The sequence below is a fragment of the Streptomyces sp. NBC_01445 genome (genome assembly GCF_035918235.1).
Classification (GTDB): Bacteria; Actinomycetota; Actinomycetes; order Streptomycetales; family Streptomycetaceae; genus Streptomyces.
Map to the genome: position 1 here is coordinate 4,415,830 of NZ_CP109485.1, position 16,981 is coordinate 4,432,810.

General features: G+C 70.8%; 18 protein-coding genes. 10 read left to right on the top strand and 8 right to left on the bottom strand.

The window, feature by feature from the left end:
• Nucleotides 1-135: 135 nt before the first annotated feature.
• The gene (ilvA, locus tag OG574_RS19955; RefSeq protein ID WP_326774342.1) at nucleotides 136-1,365 is read right to left on the bottom strand and encodes a threonine ammonia-lyase; all 1,230 of its coding nucleotides are present in this window, start codon (nucleotides 1,363-1,365) and stop codon (nucleotides 136-138) included.
• Between the two features lie 166 nt (nucleotides 1,366-1,531).
• Between ilvA and OG574_RS19960 the strand changes: the two genes are divergently transcribed.
• The 3 genes from OG574_RS19960 (at nucleotide 1,532) to OG574_RS19970 (ending at nucleotide 2,878) form a co-directional block, all read left to right on the top strand.
• On the top strand, nucleotides 1,532-2,032 hold the full coding sequence (locus OG574_RS19960) for a MarR family winged helix-turn-helix transcriptional regulator (protein ID WP_326778546.1): 501 nt from the start codon (nucleotides 1,532-1,534) through the stop codon (nucleotides 2,030-2,032).
• Nucleotides 2,033-2,138: 106 nt separating this feature from the next.
• Nucleotides 2,139-2,630 carry a sigma factor-like helix-turn-helix DNA-binding protein gene (locus tag OG574_RS19965; RefSeq protein WP_100598233.1) on the top strand — a complete coding sequence of 164 codons (492 nt, stop codon included), beginning with the start codon at nucleotides 2,139-2,141 and terminating at the stop codon, nucleotides 2,628-2,630.
• Nucleotides 2,627-2,878, top strand: a complete 252-nt coding sequence (locus OG574_RS19970; RefSeq protein WP_326774343.1) for a hypothetical protein — start codon at nucleotides 2,627-2,629, stop codon at nucleotides 2,876-2,878. The genes OG574_RS19965 and OG574_RS19970 overlap by 4 nt, the downstream gene beginning before the upstream one ends.
• A gap of 33 nt (nucleotides 2,879-2,911) precedes the next feature.
• Here OG574_RS19970 and OG574_RS19975 read toward each other — a convergent pair whose 3' ends face one another.
• Nucleotides 2,912-4,084 (bottom strand): cystathionine gamma-synthase, encoded by a 1,173-nt coding sequence (locus OG574_RS19975; RefSeq protein ID WP_326774344.1) that lies wholly within the window; start codon nucleotides 4,082-4,084, stop codon nucleotides 2,912-2,914.
• Nucleotides 4,085-4,175: 91 nt separating this feature from the next.
• On the opposite strand from OG574_RS19975, the gene OG574_RS19980 reads away from it, so the two are divergent.
• Nucleotides 4,176-5,285 carry a hypothetical protein gene (locus OG574_RS19980; RefSeq protein WP_326774345.1) on the top strand — a complete coding sequence of 370 codons (1,110 nt, stop codon included), beginning with the start codon at nucleotides 4,176-4,178 and terminating at the stop codon, nucleotides 5,283-5,285.
• A gap of 198 nt (nucleotides 5,286-5,483) precedes the next feature.
• Here OG574_RS19980 and msrA read toward each other — a convergent pair whose 3' ends face one another.
• On the bottom strand, nucleotides 5,484-5,996 hold the full coding sequence (gene msrA, locus OG574_RS19985; protein ID WP_326774346.1) for a peptide-methionine (S)-S-oxide reductase MsrA: 513 nt from the start codon (nucleotides 5,994-5,996) through the stop codon (nucleotides 5,484-5,486).
• A gap of 304 nt (nucleotides 5,997-6,300) precedes the next feature.
• Between msrA and OG574_RS19990 the strand changes: the two genes are divergently transcribed.
• The 5 genes from OG574_RS19990 to OG574_RS20010 all read left to right on the top strand — a co-directional run bounded on the left by OG574_RS19990 (nucleotide 6,301) and on the right by OG574_RS20010 (nucleotide 9,529).
• Complete coding sequence (locus OG574_RS19990) at nucleotides 6,301-6,717, top strand: hypothetical protein (RefSeq protein WP_326774347.1); 417 nt, start codon at nucleotides 6,301-6,303, stop codon at nucleotides 6,715-6,717.
• 194 nt (nucleotides 6,718-6,911) lie between these two features.
• The gene (locus tag OG574_RS19995) at nucleotides 6,912-7,427 is read left to right on the top strand and encodes an SAV_915 family protein (protein WP_326774348.1); all 516 of its coding nucleotides are present in this window, start codon (nucleotides 6,912-6,914) and stop codon (nucleotides 7,425-7,427) included.
• Nucleotides 7,427-7,726 (top strand): DUF6317 family protein, encoded by a 300-nt coding sequence (locus tag OG574_RS20000; RefSeq protein WP_326774349.1) that lies wholly within the window; start codon nucleotides 7,427-7,429, stop codon nucleotides 7,724-7,726. Before OG574_RS19995 ends, OG574_RS20000 begins: the two co-directional genes overlap by 1 nt.
• Nucleotides 7,726-9,015, top strand: coding sequence for a WXG100 family type VII secretion target (locus tag OG574_RS20005; RefSeq protein WP_326774350.1), 1,290 nt, complete (start codon nucleotides 7,726-7,728; stop codon nucleotides 9,013-9,015). Before OG574_RS20000 ends, OG574_RS20005 begins: the two co-directional genes overlap by 1 nt.
• Before the next feature lie 25 nt (nucleotides 9,016-9,040).
• Nucleotides 9,041-9,529, top strand: a complete 489-nt coding sequence (locus OG574_RS20010; RefSeq protein WP_326774351.1) for a hypothetical protein — start codon at nucleotides 9,041-9,043, stop codon at nucleotides 9,527-9,529.
• A 38-nt stretch (nucleotides 9,530-9,567) separates the two neighbouring features.
• Here the strand turns inward: OG574_RS20010 and OG574_RS20015 are convergent, their stop codons facing one another.
• The 3 genes from OG574_RS20015 to OG574_RS20025 all read right to left on the bottom strand — a co-directional run bounded on the left by OG574_RS20015 (nucleotide 9,568) and on the right by OG574_RS20025 (nucleotide 11,556).
• Nucleotides 9,568-9,963: a helix-turn-helix domain-containing protein gene (locus OG574_RS20015; protein ID WP_326774352.1), complete on the bottom strand. Its 396-nt coding sequence runs from the start codon at nucleotides 9,961-9,963 to the stop codon at nucleotides 9,568-9,570.
• 72 nt (nucleotides 9,964-10,035) lie between these two features.
• Entirely contained in the window at nucleotides 10,036-10,389 is a 354-nt protein-coding gene (locus OG574_RS20020) for a DUF1330 domain-containing protein (RefSeq protein ID WP_326774353.1), read from the bottom strand.
• A gap of 126 nt (nucleotides 10,390-10,515) precedes the next feature.
• Nucleotides 10,516-11,556 (bottom strand): NAD(P)-dependent alcohol dehydrogenase, encoded by a 1,041-nt coding sequence (locus OG574_RS20025; protein WP_326778547.1) that lies wholly within the window; start codon nucleotides 11,554-11,556, stop codon nucleotides 10,516-10,518.
• A gap of 148 nt (nucleotides 11,557-11,704) precedes the next feature.
• Between OG574_RS20025 and OG574_RS20030 the strand changes: the two genes are divergently transcribed.
• The gene (locus OG574_RS20030) at nucleotides 11,705-12,628 is read left to right on the top strand and encodes a helix-turn-helix domain-containing protein (protein WP_326774354.1); all 924 of its coding nucleotides are present in this window, start codon (nucleotides 11,705-11,707) and stop codon (nucleotides 12,626-12,628) included.
• Between the two features lie 6 nt (nucleotides 12,629-12,634).
• Here the strand turns inward: OG574_RS20030 and OG574_RS20035 are convergent, their stop codons facing one another.
• Together OG574_RS20035 and OG574_RS20040 are read right to left on the bottom strand one after the other, a co-directional pair.
• Nucleotides 12,635-13,405, bottom strand: coding sequence for a group II truncated hemoglobin (locus OG574_RS20035; RefSeq protein ID WP_326774355.1), 771 nt, complete (start codon nucleotides 13,403-13,405; stop codon nucleotides 12,635-12,637).
• A gap of 137 nt (nucleotides 13,406-13,542) precedes the next feature.
• The gene (locus OG574_RS20040; protein WP_326774356.1) at nucleotides 13,543-16,848 is read right to left on the bottom strand and encodes a S8 family peptidase; all 3,306 of its coding nucleotides are present in this window, start codon (nucleotides 16,846-16,848) and stop codon (nucleotides 13,543-13,545) included.
• Nucleotides 16,849-16,981 lie beyond the last annotated feature (133 nt).

The window sequence follows — 16,981 nt, forward strand, 5'->3', positions numbered from 1 at the left end:
TTTGGTTGCCTTGCTCAGGAAAAGCTTAGGTATGTCCGTCAGGGCGCGCCCGACGGATTGGTGACGTGCACCACAAAGTATCGCGATACATCGCGTCTCATCAACTGGTTTTCCGTAATCTCCCGGCTCCGCCGGTCAGTCGATGACGAGGTAACCCGCGTCCCGCAGCGCCGCGCCCACCTCGGCGCAGTGCACCGGCCCCTTCGTCTCCAGGTGCAGCTCGACCTCGGCCTCCGTGAGCCCGAGCCGGGGATCGGTCCGTACATGGCTCACGTCGAGGACGTTGGCGTCGACCACCGACAGCACGCCGAGCAGCGTGGCCAGGGCGCCGGGACGGTCCGTCAGACGCAGCCGCAGCGACAGATAACGGCCGGCGGCGGCCATGCCGTGGCGCAGGATCCGCTGCATCAGGAGCGGGTCGACGTTGCCGCCCGACAGCAGCGCCACGACCGGACCCTCGAAGGAGTGCGGGTCGCTCAGGAGCGCCGCGACCGGACTCGCCCCGGCCGGTTCGACGACCAGCTTGGCCCGCTCCAGGCAGAGCAGCAGCGCGCTCGACAGCTCGTCCTCGGAGACCGTACGGACCTCGTCGACCAGCTCCTGGACCAGCTGGAACGGCACGTCACCGGGCCGCCCCACCCTGATGCCGTCGGCCATCGTCGCCGGATGGGGGATCGACACCGGCCACCCGGCCTCCAGTGAGGGCGGGTACGCCGCCGCGCCCGCCGCCTGCACGCCGATCACCTTCACATCGGGGCGCACCGCCTTGACCGCCACCGCGATGCCCGCGGCGAGCCCGCCGCCGCCGATGCCCACGACGATCGTGCGGACCTCGGGGCACTGCTCCAGGATTTCGAGGCCGACCGTGCCCTGTCCGGCGATGATGTCCGGGTGGTCGAAGGGGTGGATGAACACGGCGCCCGTCTCGCGCGCGTACTCCTGCGCCGCCGCCAGCGTCTCGTCGACGACCTGCCCGTGCAGCCGCACCTCCGCGCCGTAGTCACGGGTCGCCGCGACCTTCGGCAGGGGCGCGCCGACCGGCATGAAGACCGTGGAGCGTACGCCGAGGAGAGAAGACGCGTGCGCTACACCCTGCGCATGGTTTCCGGCACTCGCGGCGACCACGCCCGCGGCGCGCTCCTCGGGAAGCAGGCCCGCGATCCTGACGTACGCGCCGCGCAGCTTGAAGGAGCCGGTCCGCTGGAGGTTCTCGCACTTGAGGTGCACCGGCGCCCCGACCAGCCCGGAGAGGTACCGGCTGCCCTCCATCGCCGTCATCCGCGCGACCCCCGAGAGCATCTTCTGTGCGCCGCGCACATCGTCCAGGGTCACCGTCGGCAAGGAGTCAGCCGTGCTGTAGCTCATGACGGCAAGTCTCGCAGCTCACGCCGTACGGCTCCTGGTGTGACCACGGTCCGAGACTGGTTTGCGCAGCGTCGGTACGACCCGCCTTCCGGCCGCGTACCCTGTCCCCCAACCCACCACCCCCGCATGAAGTGAGCCCCCGGCCATGCCCACACCACCGGAAACGATGGACATGACGACCGCCGGCGACACCGGCCTCCTCGAAACGCTCCAGCACGAGGTGGCGGTCTTCGCCCGCCGTGCCGAACAGACCCGGCTCGGCGGGGTCGGGCAGGTGCGCAACTCGATGGACCGAGCCGCGTATCTGCTGCTCAACCGCCTGGACAAGGAAGGCCCGATGGGCGTCAAGGCGCTCGCCGCGAGCATGGGCATCGACTCGTCGACGGTGACGCGTCAGGTCGCGCCGCTCGTCGACACGGGCCTCGTCAAGCGGACGTCCCACCCGGAGGACGGACGCGCGGTCGTCCTCCAGCTGTCGCCGCGCGGCCTCGCCCGGCTCGACGAGGTACGCACGTCCAGGCAGTCCCTGATGGCCGAGTTGACGCAGGAGTGGACCCCGCAGGAGCGCGAACAGTTCTGCGCGCTCCTCACACGCTTCAACGCCGCGCTGTCCGCGCGGCAGGCGGGCGGGCCCGCCCCGTCCGGGGAAGCCGCTCCCGGCTCTTGACCCCGGGCCCGCACCTGCCCTCATATGAGACCGGGCCCCTGTCGTACGCGGCCGGGGCCCGTCCCGTCCCAGCGACCGGCCGCCGAGCGGCCCGGCTGGAGGTGCGGTGCGAGAACGGCGCGCGTTCCAGGACGCCCGCCGGGCCCGGGAGTTCGAGGCGTTCGTCGCGGGCGCGGCAGGGCGGCTGCTCCATGCCGCGACCCTGCTCACCACGGAGCCGGCCGACGGCAACCCGCGCGCGCGGAAGCTGCTCGTCGCGGCGCTCGCGCAGACGTACGCCTCCTGGGACCGGCTGCGCGGCGAGGACCCCTACGACCGCGCCCGCAAGGAGCTCGCCCTGCGCTTCGCCCGCGCGGCCTGGCACCAGCACCGCGGGTACGGCGGCGTACTGCGCCACCTCGGCCCGCAGGCTCGGCTGATCCTGGTGCTGCGCCTCTACGAGGGGGTCGGCGAGGAGCAGGTGGCCGCGCTGCTCGGGCTCCCCATGGAGCGCGTACACGTGATCCACGCGCGCGCCATGGCACTCGTCCTGCACCCGCCGCGCGGGCCCGCCCCGGCCCTTGAGAACGCGCCGTCCCTGGAGGAGGTGCCGTCATGAACGCACAGGCCCGCACGGAGCGCGAGGTCCGCGCGATCCTGGAGGCCGCTCAGGGAGCGCTGCCGCCCGGGATCCACACCGAGGCGGTACGCCGGGGCGGACGGATCCTGCGCCGCAGGAGGGTGCTGCGCCGCCTGATGTGGCTGGCGCTGTGCCTGGCGATGACCGCGTTCTTCGTATGGGCCCTGCTCACCAGGCCCTGGGTGGAGCCGCCGTCCGGGACGACTCCACCACTCACGGGCTGGTGACCGCGCGCCTCCTCGCGGAGGCCGTCCGCGGTATCAGCCGAGCGCCTGCTGGAGGTCGGCGAGCAGGTCGTCGGCCGACTCGATGCCCACGGAGAGACGTACGAGATCGCTGGGCACTTCGAGCGCCGAGCCCGCGACCGAGGCGTGCGTCATGCGTCCCGGGTGCTCGATCAGGGACTCCACACCGCCCAGGGACTCGCCCAGGGTGAACAGCTTCGCCCGGTCGCAGACCGCGACGGCGGCCTCCTCGCCGCCCTCGACCTGGAACGACACCATGCCGCCGAACGCCTTCATCTGCTTGGCGGCGACCTCGTGACCGGGGTGCTCCGGAAGGCCCGGGTACAGAACACGCGTCACGCGCGCGTGCCGGGACAGCATGTCGGCGACCCTCGTCGCGTTCTCACTGTGCCGGTCCATGCGCACGGGCAGCGTCTTGATGCCGCGCAGCACCAGCCACGCGTCCATCGGCCCGGCGACGGCGCCCATCGCGTTCTGGTGGTACGCCAGCTCCTCGCCGAGCGCCGGGTCGGCGACGATCAGCGCACCGCCGACGACGTCCGAGTGACCGCCCATGTACTTCGTCAGGGAGTGCACGACGACGTCCGCGCCGAGCGCCAGCGGCTGCTGGAGGTACGGGCTCGCGAAGGTGTTGTCGACGACGAGCCGCGCCCCCGCCTCCCGCGCGACCTGCGCGACGACGGCGATGTCAGTGATCCCGAGCAGCGGGTTGGACGGCGTCTCGACCCAGATGACCTTGGTCTTCGGCGTGAGTGCCGCGCGCACGGAGGCCGGGTCGCTGGTGTCGGCGACCGACCACTCCACGCCCCACCGCGAGACGACCTTCGCGAACAGACGGAACGTGCCGCCGTACGCGTCGTTCGGGATGACCACGTGATCGCCGGGGCTGAGCAGCGTACGGAGAAGGCAGTCCTCGGCGGCGAGCCCGGAGGCGAACGCGAGGCCGCGGCGGCCGCCTTCGAGGGCGGCGAGATTCTCCTCCAGGGCGGTCCTGGTCGGGTTGGCGCTGCGGCTGTACTCGTAGCCACCGCGCAGCCCGCCCACGCCGTCCTGCTTGTACGTGGAGACCTGGTAGATCGGGGGGACAACGGCGCCCGTCAGGGGGTCGGCCGTGTTGCCCGCGTGAATGGCCACGGTCTCGAACCCGTGACCGCCGTGGGTGTTCTGGCTGTTGTGCGTGTCGCTCATGCGGCCAGAGCGTAGTGCGCGCACGGGCCGCGCGGCGGCCCTACCGGGCCTCATTCGCCAATTGTCCGACCCTTCTGGTTCGCTTGTACGCATGGGAATTCTCTGGGTCCTGATGGCAGTGGTCATGTTGGGGGCGGTGCTTGGCCCGTACCTGCTGCGCAGGCGCGGCGGGATACGCCAGGTCGCACCCGGTTCGCCGGACGCGGCGGACCCCGCGGAGTACGGCTTCATGCGCCAGGAAGACCTGGACGTGCGGCTCCCGGGCCCCGACCAGGACCTGTTGAACGTGATGTCGGTGGTCCAGCGCAACCAGGACTTCACCGCCGCCAAGCAGCTCCTCGCCGGCACGGGCAAGGAGACCGAGCAGCGCTGGGAGCGCGTGCAGGCGATCGCCGGCGCCGCCGCCCTGGAGCTCGCGCAGACTCCGCGGCTCGGCGCCGGGTGGCTCCACGCGTGGCGTGCCCAGGACCTTAAGGACCCGGGCGGGGCACAGGTGTTCGCGGAGTTCCTCGTCCAGCAGGCCTGGCGGAACGCGGGCGGTGAAGCGCAGGCCGACGAGCGGCGGATCATCCTGGAAGAGGCAAGGTCGGCCTGCGAGGACGCGGCGCTCCTGGCCCCCGGCGACCCGGTCCCCCACATCACACATCTCGCCGTGGCCCGCGGCCTCGGGTACTCCCAGCACGACTTCGAGCAGCTCTGGCTCAAGATCCTCGACACGGCGCCCGGCCACATGGGCGCCCACCTGGCGGGCCTGCGGTACTGGTGCGAGAAGTGGCACGGCTCGCGCGAGCTCGCCTTCTCCTTCGCCGAGGCCGCCGCCGCGCGCGCCCCGCGCGGCTCGCTCCTCGCCGCGCTCCCCCTCTTCGCTCTCTACGAGCACCTGCCCGACGTCAATCTGGTGCGCAGCTTCTACCAGAGCGAGGTCGTCACCAAGTCGATCCACGGCGCGCTCTTCGCCGTCCAGGCCGCCCGGCCGGACGACCCGATGCTCGCCCACGTCCGCCACCTCCTGGTGTTCTTCCTGGTCCGCTGCGAGCGCTGGGCCGAGGCGATGGAGCAGCTGCTCCACGTCGACGGCCACGTGGGCGCGCTCCCCTGGACGACGGGCTCGGACCCGGCGGCGGACTACGCGGTGTACCGGGCGCTCGCGGTCGCGGGCTACGAGGCGAACGGCGGGAGCCCGGCGACGCTGCGCCACTGACCGCCCCGCGCGGCCCGACGCTCAACTGCGGCGTCTCGACCAGAGGTTCTGCTCTCGGCCCAGCATCCCCCCGACTGTGTCCCGCCGTCGGCACTCTTCATCCACAGCGGGGCACCCCCAAACCCCGCAAGCGCACGCACGGCCCGGCTGCGGAGCCTCGGCCGGCCGGCCTCCGCCTTCCGCCGGGCCGCCTCGCGGTCAGCCCTCCGCGCGGGCGGGCAGCCGCCATCCCGGGCGCGGGAAGTGGCACGTGTAGCCGTCCGGGTAACGCTGCAGATAGTCCTGATGCTCGGGCTCGGCCTCCCAGAAGGGGCCGCCCGGCTCTACCTCGGTGACGACTTTGCCCGGCCACAGTCCGGAGGCGTCCACATCCGCGATCGTGTCCTCGGCGATCCGCTTCTGCTCGTCATCCACGTAGTAGATCGCCGAGCGGTAGCTGAGACCGATGTCGTTGCCCTGGCGGTTCTTGGTGCTCGGGTCATGGATCTGGAAGAAGAGCTCCAGGATCGCGCGGAAGTCGGTCCTCTCGGGGTCGAAAAGGATCTCAATGGCCTCCGCGTGAGTGCCATGGTTACGGTACGTCGCGTTCGGCACGTCACCGCCTGTGTATCCGACCCGGGTCGCCGTCACGCCCGGGAGTCGGCGGATCAGGTCCTCCATCCCCCAGAAGCATCCGCCCGCCAGCACGGCCCTCTGTGTCTGCGCAGCCATTTCGGCCCCTCCAATATCTGTCAGCTCGGTCACTCGGGGTACTCGGCTCGCACACCGCCGCCATCCCACGCCCACCTCCTCAACGCGCGAGGGCTCCAAGCGATTCCGCGCCACTCCAACCGTCGCTGCCCGGATGGGCCACAGGGCAGCACAGGCTCGCCGGCACTGGCGTCTCTTGCCCGATCGGCGTGGCGAGGGCTGAGGGCTGAGGGCTGACAACACCTGTCAGCCGATAGGTGATCACTTTCGGTCAAGGTTCTCCTGGGCCGCATGACAGCGCCGCTCCGTTGCCACGATTTCCCTCATGGCGACTTCGGGGCCAAAGAGCGGGCGTCTCGGCGGACTGGACCAGTGGTGGGGCGTCCTGGCAGGCGCTCTTCTGATCGCAGCATGGATCAACTCCGCCGCTGGTCCGGCGGTCATCATCACGCTGTCCGCGGCCGTACTCGTATGGTGCTTCTTCCAAGCCCCCGTGACGTGTGGCGCACCTGTGCGAGGACGAGCGGACGGCTGCCGCAACAACGCCTCGGGACTACTGCTGGGCTGCCACATTCACCAGCACCGGTGGCAGAAACTCAAGATGCTGATCTTGCGACGACAGGTGCGCGCGTTCTGCTCCGGTCTGTTCTCGGACGGCAAGGCGGCGATCGTCACGCTGGCCGGCGTGGGCAGTTTCATCTCGGGCCTGGCCACTCTGGTCCCTGGCGTCATCGTCAAATGACGGGACCCGCTCCCGAACTCCCTCCTCCGTCACCGTCCCGGTCATCGGGTGGTCAAAGGGTGGCCAGGTCGTGGCCAAGCCGCCGTATGCGTTCGGCATGTGGTCCCGACGGCGGGCGACATAGCTCGATTTGCCCTTTCCCTTGCTGGCTAGTGTGACGGAACGAAAGCGTCCGCAGCGAAGGGGAGACAGCGGTGGAGGTGCCGATACGTTCGCGGCTTCTCGACTACGCCGACTACACCGAGTACGCCCAGGCGGAACCTCCCGCAGGGGCCGACACCGGTCCGGCGCACGGGCGTTCACCGCTCCTCGACTACGTGGGCCGCGTCGACGCGGGGACGCTCGCACGCGATGACGCGGCGGGCCCGAAACCCGATGTTCCCGCCTATCACACGGCCGTGTACGTACCGGCCCATCCCCGCTACGCCGACATCGCCGACGCGGACGGCCGCCCCGCCCGCGTGCCCTTCATCGCCTACGAGCTGTTCGCGCACCCCTCCGACGGAAACGTGGCCCTCGCGTTCACCACGCTGGAGAAGCTGGTGTCCGCGCTCGGCCCGGCCCAGCCGTGGATCGCCGCCTCGATCGGCCCCCTGGCCGAGGGCATGCGCGAACACGGCGCCCGCGTCCGCCTCGACCCCGAGGTGGCCCCGGGGCACCACAACTGGCAGCAGGCCGACCTGGCCGCCTACGCCCGGGAGATGTCCTGATGGCCGATCTCAAGGTGGTCATGAGCGACCTCACCTCCATGGCCGGCACCTTCCACCGCGAGGCCGGCCACTACCGGGAGCTGCACCCCCAGGTCGCCCCGCCTCTGGTGGACGGGGGCGACGCCGGGCTCGATCACGCCGTCAAGGAGGTCGCCGACCTCATCGTCGCCCTGCACACCGGCTTCGCCGACCGGCTCGACGACCACGGCGACAAGGTCACCGCCGCCCGCGACTCGCTACGGAGGCACGACATCGACGTACACGGCCTGTTCGAGGACCTGATGGCGGGCGAGGGCTGATGACCGACAGCTGGGTCGGCGGCGACATCGGCGGGCTGCGCACGATGGCCGAGACGTACCGGAACGCCAAGAAGGCGCTCGAAGGCGTCGTCCATCCGCTCGGCGGCGCCGTGGACACGCTGGTGGACGACGCGGGCTGGAAAGGCGAGGCGGCGGAGAGCTTCCGTGCCGCCTGGAGCGAGGACGCCCTGACCGCGGGCGCCTTCGCGGGCCTCGTGCACGACGCCGGGGACATCCTCGGCACGCTCGTCGACGCGCTCTCCGCCTGTGACACCGCGCTGAAGAACGCCGAGCACGTCGCCACGGGCAAGGGCGTTCCCATGGGCGACAAGGGCGTTCCGCAGGCGTTCGTCACCGCCGATCCGCCGAGCCCCGACGACCAGAAGACGATCTCCGCGGCCACGGAGTACGACACCGTGCGCAAAGAGGTCCTGCACACCGCCCAGCACGCGCGCCTCGTCGCCGCCGACCGACTGCGCGGCCTGTACGCCCAGGCCACCGCCAAGGTCTCCCCCGGCGACAAGGTCACCCTCGCCGACTATCTGCGCGGCCTGTACGCCTACGACGCCGAGGACGCGCGGGCCGGCGGCAAGGAGGCACGGGCCAGGATCGACGACGCCAAGTCCGAGGAGCAGGCCGCCAAGAAGGCTCTCCGCAAGGAACGGAAGACGTTCCAGCAGCAGGGCCGCAGGCTGCCCGACGACCTCCCCGCCAAGGGCACCTATCGCGACGCCGTCGCGGACGTCGAGTCGCTGGAGCAGGACATCGCCCGCGCCGATCACGGCAGCACCGCGCTGCCCTACGACCGCGCCCTGAACGTGAAGCTGGCCGACGCCGCGGATGCGCTGCGCGTCGGCGAGGGAGTGGAGAAGCTCCCGGACTTCCTCAAGGAGATCCCGGTCCTGGACGTCGCCGCCGCGGGCACGTGTGGTCTGCTGGAGGCGTCGGACGACCACGACAAGGGCTGGTCCTGGCAGCACTCGGTGGCCGTGGACGGCGGTGCCAACGTCGGCGGTCTCGTCGCCGGTACGGCCATCACCGCCGGCCTGGTGGCCGCCGCGCCCTTCGACGTCCCCGTGGCCGTGGTGGCCGGGGTCGGCGGCGCAGTCGTGATCGGCGCGACCGGCGTCATCGACCACGCCTTCCACGAGCACTGGAGCGAGGACATCCACAAGGACGGCGTGGTGGGCGGTGTGCTGCACGGTAGCGGCCATGTCCTCTCCCAGACCGGGGACGACTTCAAGCGACTTGGGAAGGATGTCTGGGGTGGCATCAAGAGCATCTTCTGAGGTTCCCGCCGCGGGGGCCTCGCCCGTGCCGGGCGATGGACGGATTCCGGTGCTGCCCGGCCTCGGGACCAGCTGGTACGAGCGTGGGGTGCGGTACTGGATGCGGCGTACCGGGACCGGTGTGCTGTGGCTGGTCGTGCTGGCGTTCTTCTGTTTCGTCTCCCTGAGCCTTTACTCGGGGTTCCGTGAGGTGCTGCCGTCCGGCGTGCGCACCGTGTGGGACGTGGCGCAGGCCGTCGCGGCCTGCGTGGCTGTCGTGTGGGGCTGGGTCGTGCAGCGGCGGGCGCATCACAGGGACCTGCTGGACCCGCCCGGTCCCGGCCGGACCCGTGCCGCGCGGCGGGCCTCCGCCGGGCGCTCCACCGGTCTGGCCGTCCTCGGCCGTGGCCTCGTGGTGATCGCCGCTCCCGTCATGCCGGCGTTCGCCGCGTTCTGTGTGGGCTGGAGCGTCGCCGCGCTCACCGTCCGCGAGTATCCGAGCGAGGTCGGCGCGCGGCGGGCGCTGCAGGAGTAGGGCGCCACCCTCGGACTACTCGCACCGAGGCGGCGTCCTCAGGCCGCGAGGCGTACCTCGCCCTGGCGCGGGGCGGCCCGGCGGACGGTGTGGCCGGCGGGCGGCGTCGCGAGGCGGAGCAGTTCGGACTGACCGAGGGCCAGGACGTCGGCGAGACCGAGGCCCAGGGCGTGGGCCGCGGCCGCCAGGACCTCGGACGACGCCTCCTTGAGGCCGCGCTCGATCTCGGAGAGGTACGGGAGGGAGATCCGGGCCGCGTCGGCGACGTCCTTCAGCGTGCGTTCCTGGGCGAGGCGCTCGCGGCGCAGGACATCACCCACGATGTCGCGCCAGAGCGGCTCCTTGGGCGGCACCCCGGCGGGCTCCGCCGGGACCGGGCGCAGGGCCGGGCGCAGAGGGATGACGCGGGCCTGGTTCGACGCGTGGCTGCTCACGGGTTCAGCGTAGGAGCGGCGCACGCCGTGCGGCACATCGTTCTGCCCGTGGCAGAAAACGACGCGGCCACGTCATAGGCCCCGTCCCGCCTCCGCCCGCATCCGCGCCGCCGTGGTCGACGGGTCGTAGTCCTCCGGAACCCCCTCCACGAAGATCACCTCGCCTTCCAGGTTCCGCGTCCGCAGCGGTATGAGCTCCTGGTAGGCGTCGGAGTCGTACCAGCCGTGGGCCGCGGCCTTGTCCGGGAACGAGATGACGACGATGCCCCCCGGCCACGAGCCCTCGATGTCCTCCAGCCGGGCGCCGTGCACGAGGAAGCGGCCGCCGAACGGGTCGAGGGTCGACTGGATGCGCTCCATGTAGTCGAAGACCTCTTCGTTCGGCACGGTGGTGTTGCGCAGGGCGGCGATGGCGTAGGCGGTCATGGGGTCCTCCCCGGCAGGATCGGTTCGATGACTCGATCCTGCCGGGGGACGGACGGACCGTCGATTACGCCTGAGGTAATGCCCTGGGTAATGCCCCGGACAAAGCCCCGGGCAACGCCCGAGGGATCAGATCGTCGCCGTGTCGATCACGAACCGGTACCGCACGTCGCTCGCGAGCACGCGCTCGTACGCCTCGTTGATCCGGCTCGCCTCGATCAGCTCGATCTCGGCGCCCAGGCCGTGCTCGGCGCAGAAGTCGAGCATCTCCTGGGTCTCCTGGATACCGCCGATGCCGGAGCCCGCGAGGGACTTGCGGCCCGCGATCACGGAGAACAGGTTGATGGAGATGGGCTCCTCGGGGGCGCCCACGTTCACCAGGGCGCCGTCCGTCTTCAGGAGCGAGAGGAACGCGCCGAAGTCGAGCGGGGCCGAGACCGTCGACAGGATGATGTCGAAGGTGCCGGCCAGCTCCTCGAAGGTCTTCGGGTCGCTGGTCGCGTAGTAGTGGTCGGCGCCCAGCTTGAGGCCGTCCTCCTGCTTGCGCAGGGACTGCGACAGGACGGTCACCTCGGCACCGAGCGCGTGCGCGATCTTGACGCCCATGTGACCGAGGCCGCCCATGCCGAGGACGGCGACCTTCTTGCCGGGGCCCGCGTTCCAGTGCTTGAGCGGGGAGTACGTGGTGATGCCCGCGCACAGCAGCGGCGCGGCCTCGTCGAGGGCGAGGCCCTCGGGGATGCCGACGGTGTAGTTCTCGTCGACGACGATGTGGGTGGAGTAGCCGCCGTAGGTGGGCTCGCCGTTCTTGTCGAGGGCGTTGTACGTGCCGACGTTGCCCTTGGCGCAGTACTGCTCGAGGCCCGCCTTGCAGTTGTCGCACTCGCGGCAGGAGTCGACCATGCAGCCGACGCCGACGCGGTCGCCGACGGCGAACTTGGTGACGCCGGGTCCCACCTCGGTGACGATGCCGGCGATCTCGTGGCCGGGGACCATCGGGAAGATGCCCTCACCCCAGCCGTCGCGGGCCTGGTGGATGTCGGAGTGGCAGATGCCTGCGAACTTGATGTCGATCAGGACGTCGAACTCGCCCACCGGGCGGCGCGGAATGGTGGTGCGCTCCAGCGGGGCCTTTGCGGAGGGTGCGGCGTAGGCGCTGACGGTGGTGATCTCTGAGGTCATGCGTCAAGCCTGCCTCAGCCGGAGGCATCCTCCGAGCTCAGGGCCTCGCCCCGCTTTGCGTACGCCCACTGGTCCTACTACTGGCGGGGTCAGGATCACCTTCGTACGACTGTGACTGCCCGGCGATACTTGAGGCATGGACGATGACGGGACCCGCGCCACCCCGGCCGCCGGCGAGCCGCTGGACCGGCGTGCCGAGCTGAGCGAGTTCCTGCGCACCCGGCGGGCCCGGCTGAAGCCGCAGGACGTGGGGCTGCCGGACTTCGGGCGGCACCGGCGCGTGCCGGGCCTGCGCCGCGAGGAGCTGGCGCAGCTGGCCGGTGTGTCGGTGGCGTACTACACGCGCCTGGAGCAGGGGAACGGGCGGAACGTGTCGGCAGAGGTGCTCGACGCGATCGCGCGCGCCCTGCGCCTCACGGACGCCGAGCACGCGCATCTGACGCATCTCGCCAAGCCGAAGCAGCACAAGAAGAAGCGCGCCTCGCGCGGACAGCAGCAGGTGCGGGTCGCGCTGAGTCAGCTCCTGGACACGCTGGACGGCGTCCCGGCGTACATCGGCGGGCCGCGCTCGGAGATCCTCGCGTGGAACCGGATGGCGGCGGCGCTCTTCGGTGACTGGAGCGAGCTGCCGCCGCGTGAGCGGAACTGGGCGCGGCTCGTCTTCCTCAACCCCGCCTACCGCGACCTGTTCCTGGAGTGGGACTCCAAGGCGTCCGACATGGTCAGCTATCTGCGCCTGTACGCGGGCTGCCACCCGGACGACCCGGAGCTGTCGGCACTGGTCGGTGAACTCTCCGTCAAGAGCGAGGAGTTCAGGCGGCTGTGGGCGACGCACGACGTCAGGGAGAAGAGCCACGGCGTGAAGCAGATGCGGCATCCGCTCGTCGGTGACCTGGCGCTGATGTACGAGACACTGCACCTTCCGGACGACGAGGAGCAGTTCCTGGTCATGTACCACGCGGAACCGGGCTCCCCGTCGGCCGAGGCGCTGCGCCTCCTCGCGAGCTGGGGCACGGACGCGGTACGGGCGGGCCAGGGTCAGGGTCAGGCCAAGGACTGAGCGGCTCTACGGCTGGTAGGGCGGCGCCGCCCCCCAGTTCCACAGCGGTACGGGCTGCTCGGCGGGCCGGGCCGCGTCGGGGCCCGAGAAGTACACGGCGAGCCGGGTGCCCCACTCGATGTAGGCGCTGAACGCGGAGCGGAACTCGGCGTCGGCCGGCAGGCCCGCCTCGTCCGCCGCGTCGTGCATCAGATCGACCCAGCGGCGGCGCTGCGGCTCCGTGATGTGTTTGCCGACGTGCTTGGCGACCATGTGGCTGTGGCCGCCCTGCTGTTCGGAGTAGGCGGCGGGGCCGCCGAAGACCTCGCCGATCCACAGGGCGACGTGCCCGGCGTGCTCGGGCGGGAGGTCCGCGAACAGGGGGCCCAGGAGGTCGTCCTCGAGGACCTTGGCGTAGAAGACGTCGGTGAGCCGCGCGAAGGCGTCGGCGCCGCCGGCCCAGTCGTACAGGCTCGGGACGGACGCGCCGGTGCCGCGCACCGACGTGGGCTTGTAGTGGCGCATCTCGTCGATGTTCCCGACGTACGGCCTGATCTCTGCGAGGAAGTCCTGGAAGAGCTCGGACTTGCGGAAGCCCTCGATGTGGTCCTCGGTCGAGGTCCAGGTGATGCGCAGGATGAAGTGCTCGAAGTCCTCTTCGCAGCGCGCCAGTTCGTAGTCGACACACTGGGGCGCGGCGGCGAGCCGGACGGCGGCGCGCGTGTAGGCCGCGAGGAACTCTGCGGACCGGTCCTCGGGGATCCGGTAGCGGATGTACTCGACTGTCTGCGTCGTCATGGCAGTCATCACAACACGGGTGGCCCGCCCCGGCCATGAGGTCGGGACGGGCCACCCGGGCTGTCAGCGCTGGGCGTAACGGGCCATGCCCGTCACTACGCCGGCCGGCGTAGTGCGCCTACGCCCACGCGTCGCGGCTACTTGCCGTAGTACGCGTTGTAGACCGAGATCGTCGACTTGTTGCCCTTCTTGTCGGCGATCTTGGCGTGGAAGGAGACGGCCTTGCCCTTGGCCGGGTTCTTCACGGTGACCTTGCCGTTCTTGACGTCCAGCTTCTTCCACGTCTGGCCGTAGTCGTAGGAGACGTACACGGACAGCGACTTGAGGTTGCTGCCCGCGGCCGCGCCCTGGACGGTGACGGGGACCGACTGGGTCTTGTCGGCGGGGGCGGTGCTGTCGAGGCCGACGGCCGCGTTGAAGCGGGCCGTGGACAGCGGCAGCCTGGCCGCCTCGTCGGAGGAGGCCGGCTTCTTCGAGCGGAACGTCCAGCTGGCGTCGACGCGGGTGGAGGCCGCGGCGATCTTGACGCTGCGCTTGATGGACGTCGACAGCTTGTACTCGGCGTCGCCGGAGGTGACCTTGAAGGGCTTCTCGCCGACCAGCGGGTCGTCGTTCTCGCCGACCTTGGTGCTGCCCTTGTAGAGCGTGGTCTTCACCGAGAGGTACTGCGAGTAGCCGGCGTGGGTCTTGCCGTCGGCGTACATCGGCAGGTTGCCGTAGATCTCGTTGCCGTCGCGGTAGACGCCGTAGTCACCGCCGATGCGGGGGCCGAAGACGCCGGTGTTGAACGTCTTCTCGTACGCCTTGCCACCCTGGAACGACTGGGGCGTGCCCAGCGTGTAGGAGGCCTCCTGGGTCGGGAAGCCGTCGCTGTCCTCGGGGCCGTTCTGCGAGAACTCCAGGCCCCACTTCACCTTGTCGCCGGTGGACAGGTGCAGGGTGCGGGTGCCGGGGAGCTTCTGGTCGACGGCGGCGGACCAGCCGCCGGAGCTGACGGGCAGCATGCCGATCGCGCCGATGGAGCCGGTCTTGTCCTTGGCCGCTCCGCCGAGGCCGACCTTCACCGTGGCCAGGTCACTCGCCGTGTAGTGCTTGGTGTAGCCGGTGGCGAGCTTCTTGACGGTGCCGCCGGAGACGGTGTCGTACTCGGTGTCGGCGCCCTTCGTCCACACGCCGGTCCACTGCTGCTGGAGCTTGATGCCGGTCGGCTCCGGGCCGATGCCGGCGGTGCGGAAGTTGGTGGTGTACGAGTCCAGGAGCCAGCCGTAGCTGGACGAGGAGTCGGCGGTGTCGACCGTGAACTCCGGCGCGGCGAGGACGCCCTTGGCGGCGGCGTCGGGGACGGTCACGGACACGGGCTTGGTGGTACGGGCGTCGAGCGTGACCGTCGTGTTCCGGGTGACGTCCAGCTTCGGCTGCACCAGCCAGTCGGCGCCCTTGGAGAAGTCCTCGGGGTCGGCCACCAGGTACTCGTTGAGGATGTAACTGCCCTTGGGGACACGGACCTTGACGGTGCCCGAGGCCGGGTCGTAGGCGCTGAAGAACGCGTCCGTGCCGATGCCGGCCAGGGACGTCTCGTAGCCCTGGGCGTCCTTGCCGTCGCGCCCGATGTGCTTGAGCGTCACGTCGTACGACTCGACCTCGCGCTGCACGGCGGCCGCGGTGCGCACGGACTGGCCGCCGCCCGTCGCCACGACGTACGCGGAGTACGCGCCGTCGACCGTGCCGCCGAGCTTCGTGTTCGCGGTCAGGTCCACGGAGGCGGTGCCGCCCGCGGGGACGGTCACCTTGGCGGCACCGAGCTTGAAGAAGCCGGCCGGGGCGGCCTGGCCCTTCGGGTTGGTGCCGGTGGCCGTCAGGTCGAGGGTGACGTCCTTGTCACCGGTGTTCCTGTACGTCACCTTCTTGGTGATCGCGGCATCGTCGGTGTGCGGCCACTGAGCGACACCGAAGCTCACCGAGACGGGCTCGGCGAACACGGTCTGCCCGATGGCCTTGTCGACCTGGATGCGGCCCGAACCCTGCTCGAAGGGCGTGTACTTGCCACCCTTGGTGGAGCCGGTCAGGACGCCCTTGAGCTGGGCGGACTTCCAGTCCGGGTGCTCCTGCTTGAGGATCGCGGCGGCGCCCGCGACGTGCGGGGTCGCCATCGACGTACCGGAGATCGTGAGGTAGCCCGCGGGGTTCTCGCCGACTTCCCTGTCGATGACGCTGCCCGGGGCGGCGGCGGCCGTGATGTCGACGCCGGGGGCGGTGACGTCCGGCTTGACGGCGCCGTCGCCGATGCGCGGGCCGCGGCTGGAGAACTCGGCCAGCTTGTCGTTGCCGTCGACCGCGCCGACGGTCAGGGCCGCGTCCGCGCTGCCCGGGGAGCCGACGGTCGAGTCGCCGAACTCGCCCTCGTTGCCCGCGGCGATGGCGAACAGGATGCCCTTCTCGGCGGACAGCTTGTTGACCTCGGCCTCGAGCGGGTCCACCTCGGGGGTGTCACCGCCGCCGAGGCTGAGGTTGACGACGTCGGCACCCTGGTCGGCGGCCCACTCCATGCCGGCGAGGATGCCGGAGTCGTCGCCGAAGCCGTCGTCGCTGAGGACCTTGCCGTTGAGCAGCTTGGCGCCAGGGGCTACGCCCTTGAACTTGCCGCCCGACTTGGCGCCCGTACCGGCGGCGATGGACGCGACGTGCGTGCCGTGGCCGTAGCGGTCCACGGCGTCGGCGGAGGTGGAGAAGTTCTTCTCGCCGACGACCTGGCCCTTGAGGTCGGGGTGGGTCGCGTCGACGCCCGTGTCCAGGACGGCGATCTTGACGCCCTTGCCGTCGTAGCCGGCGGCCCACGCCTTGGGGGCGCCGATCTGCGGGACCGACTTGTCCAGGCTGGCCTTGCGCACGCCGTCGAGCCAGATGCGGCTGATGCCGGAGGCGGCGGAGCCCTGGGAGGTCGTGACGGCGTCCCAGAGGCGGGTGGCGTCCTGCTTGGGTGTGGTGACGGCGTCCGCGTTCAGCGACTTGAGGGTCCTGCGGACTGTCGTGTCACCGGCGTCGCGCACGTCGGCTCGGGCTGCGGTCGCGGTGCCCTTGTAGCCGACGATCACCTTGAGGCCGTGCTTCTGCGCCTTGCGGTTGGCCGACTTGGAGAGCTCGGTGACGTCGAAGAGCCGCTGGTCGAGCTTGCCGCTCGCGACCAGCCGCTGTGCGTCGGCCGGCACCACGAGGGTGTGGCCGCCGACGGTGCGCGTCTGCGCGGGGATGTGCTCACGGCCCTTGGCGTGCTGGTAGCCGACCGGCTTCCCCTTCGCGTCGAGGGTGACGCGGTCGCCGGTGATGAGCGTGATGTGCTGGTCGGGCGAGGCCTTCGCCGTCTCGCCGGACTGCGCCGCGGGGGCGGCGGCCACGGCCGGGGCGGTCAGACCCGCGGTGAGGACGACGGCCGCTGCGGCGGCCACAGTCGTGGCGCTCAGTCTCTTCGAGGTTATTCGTGCCTGTCTGTGCAACTTTCCCCCTGGTGACGGTAGTTCACCGGTGGGAGGCCCGAGCGGACCCCCCTGCAAAGAGATGATGCAGGGGGGTCACCGGTTG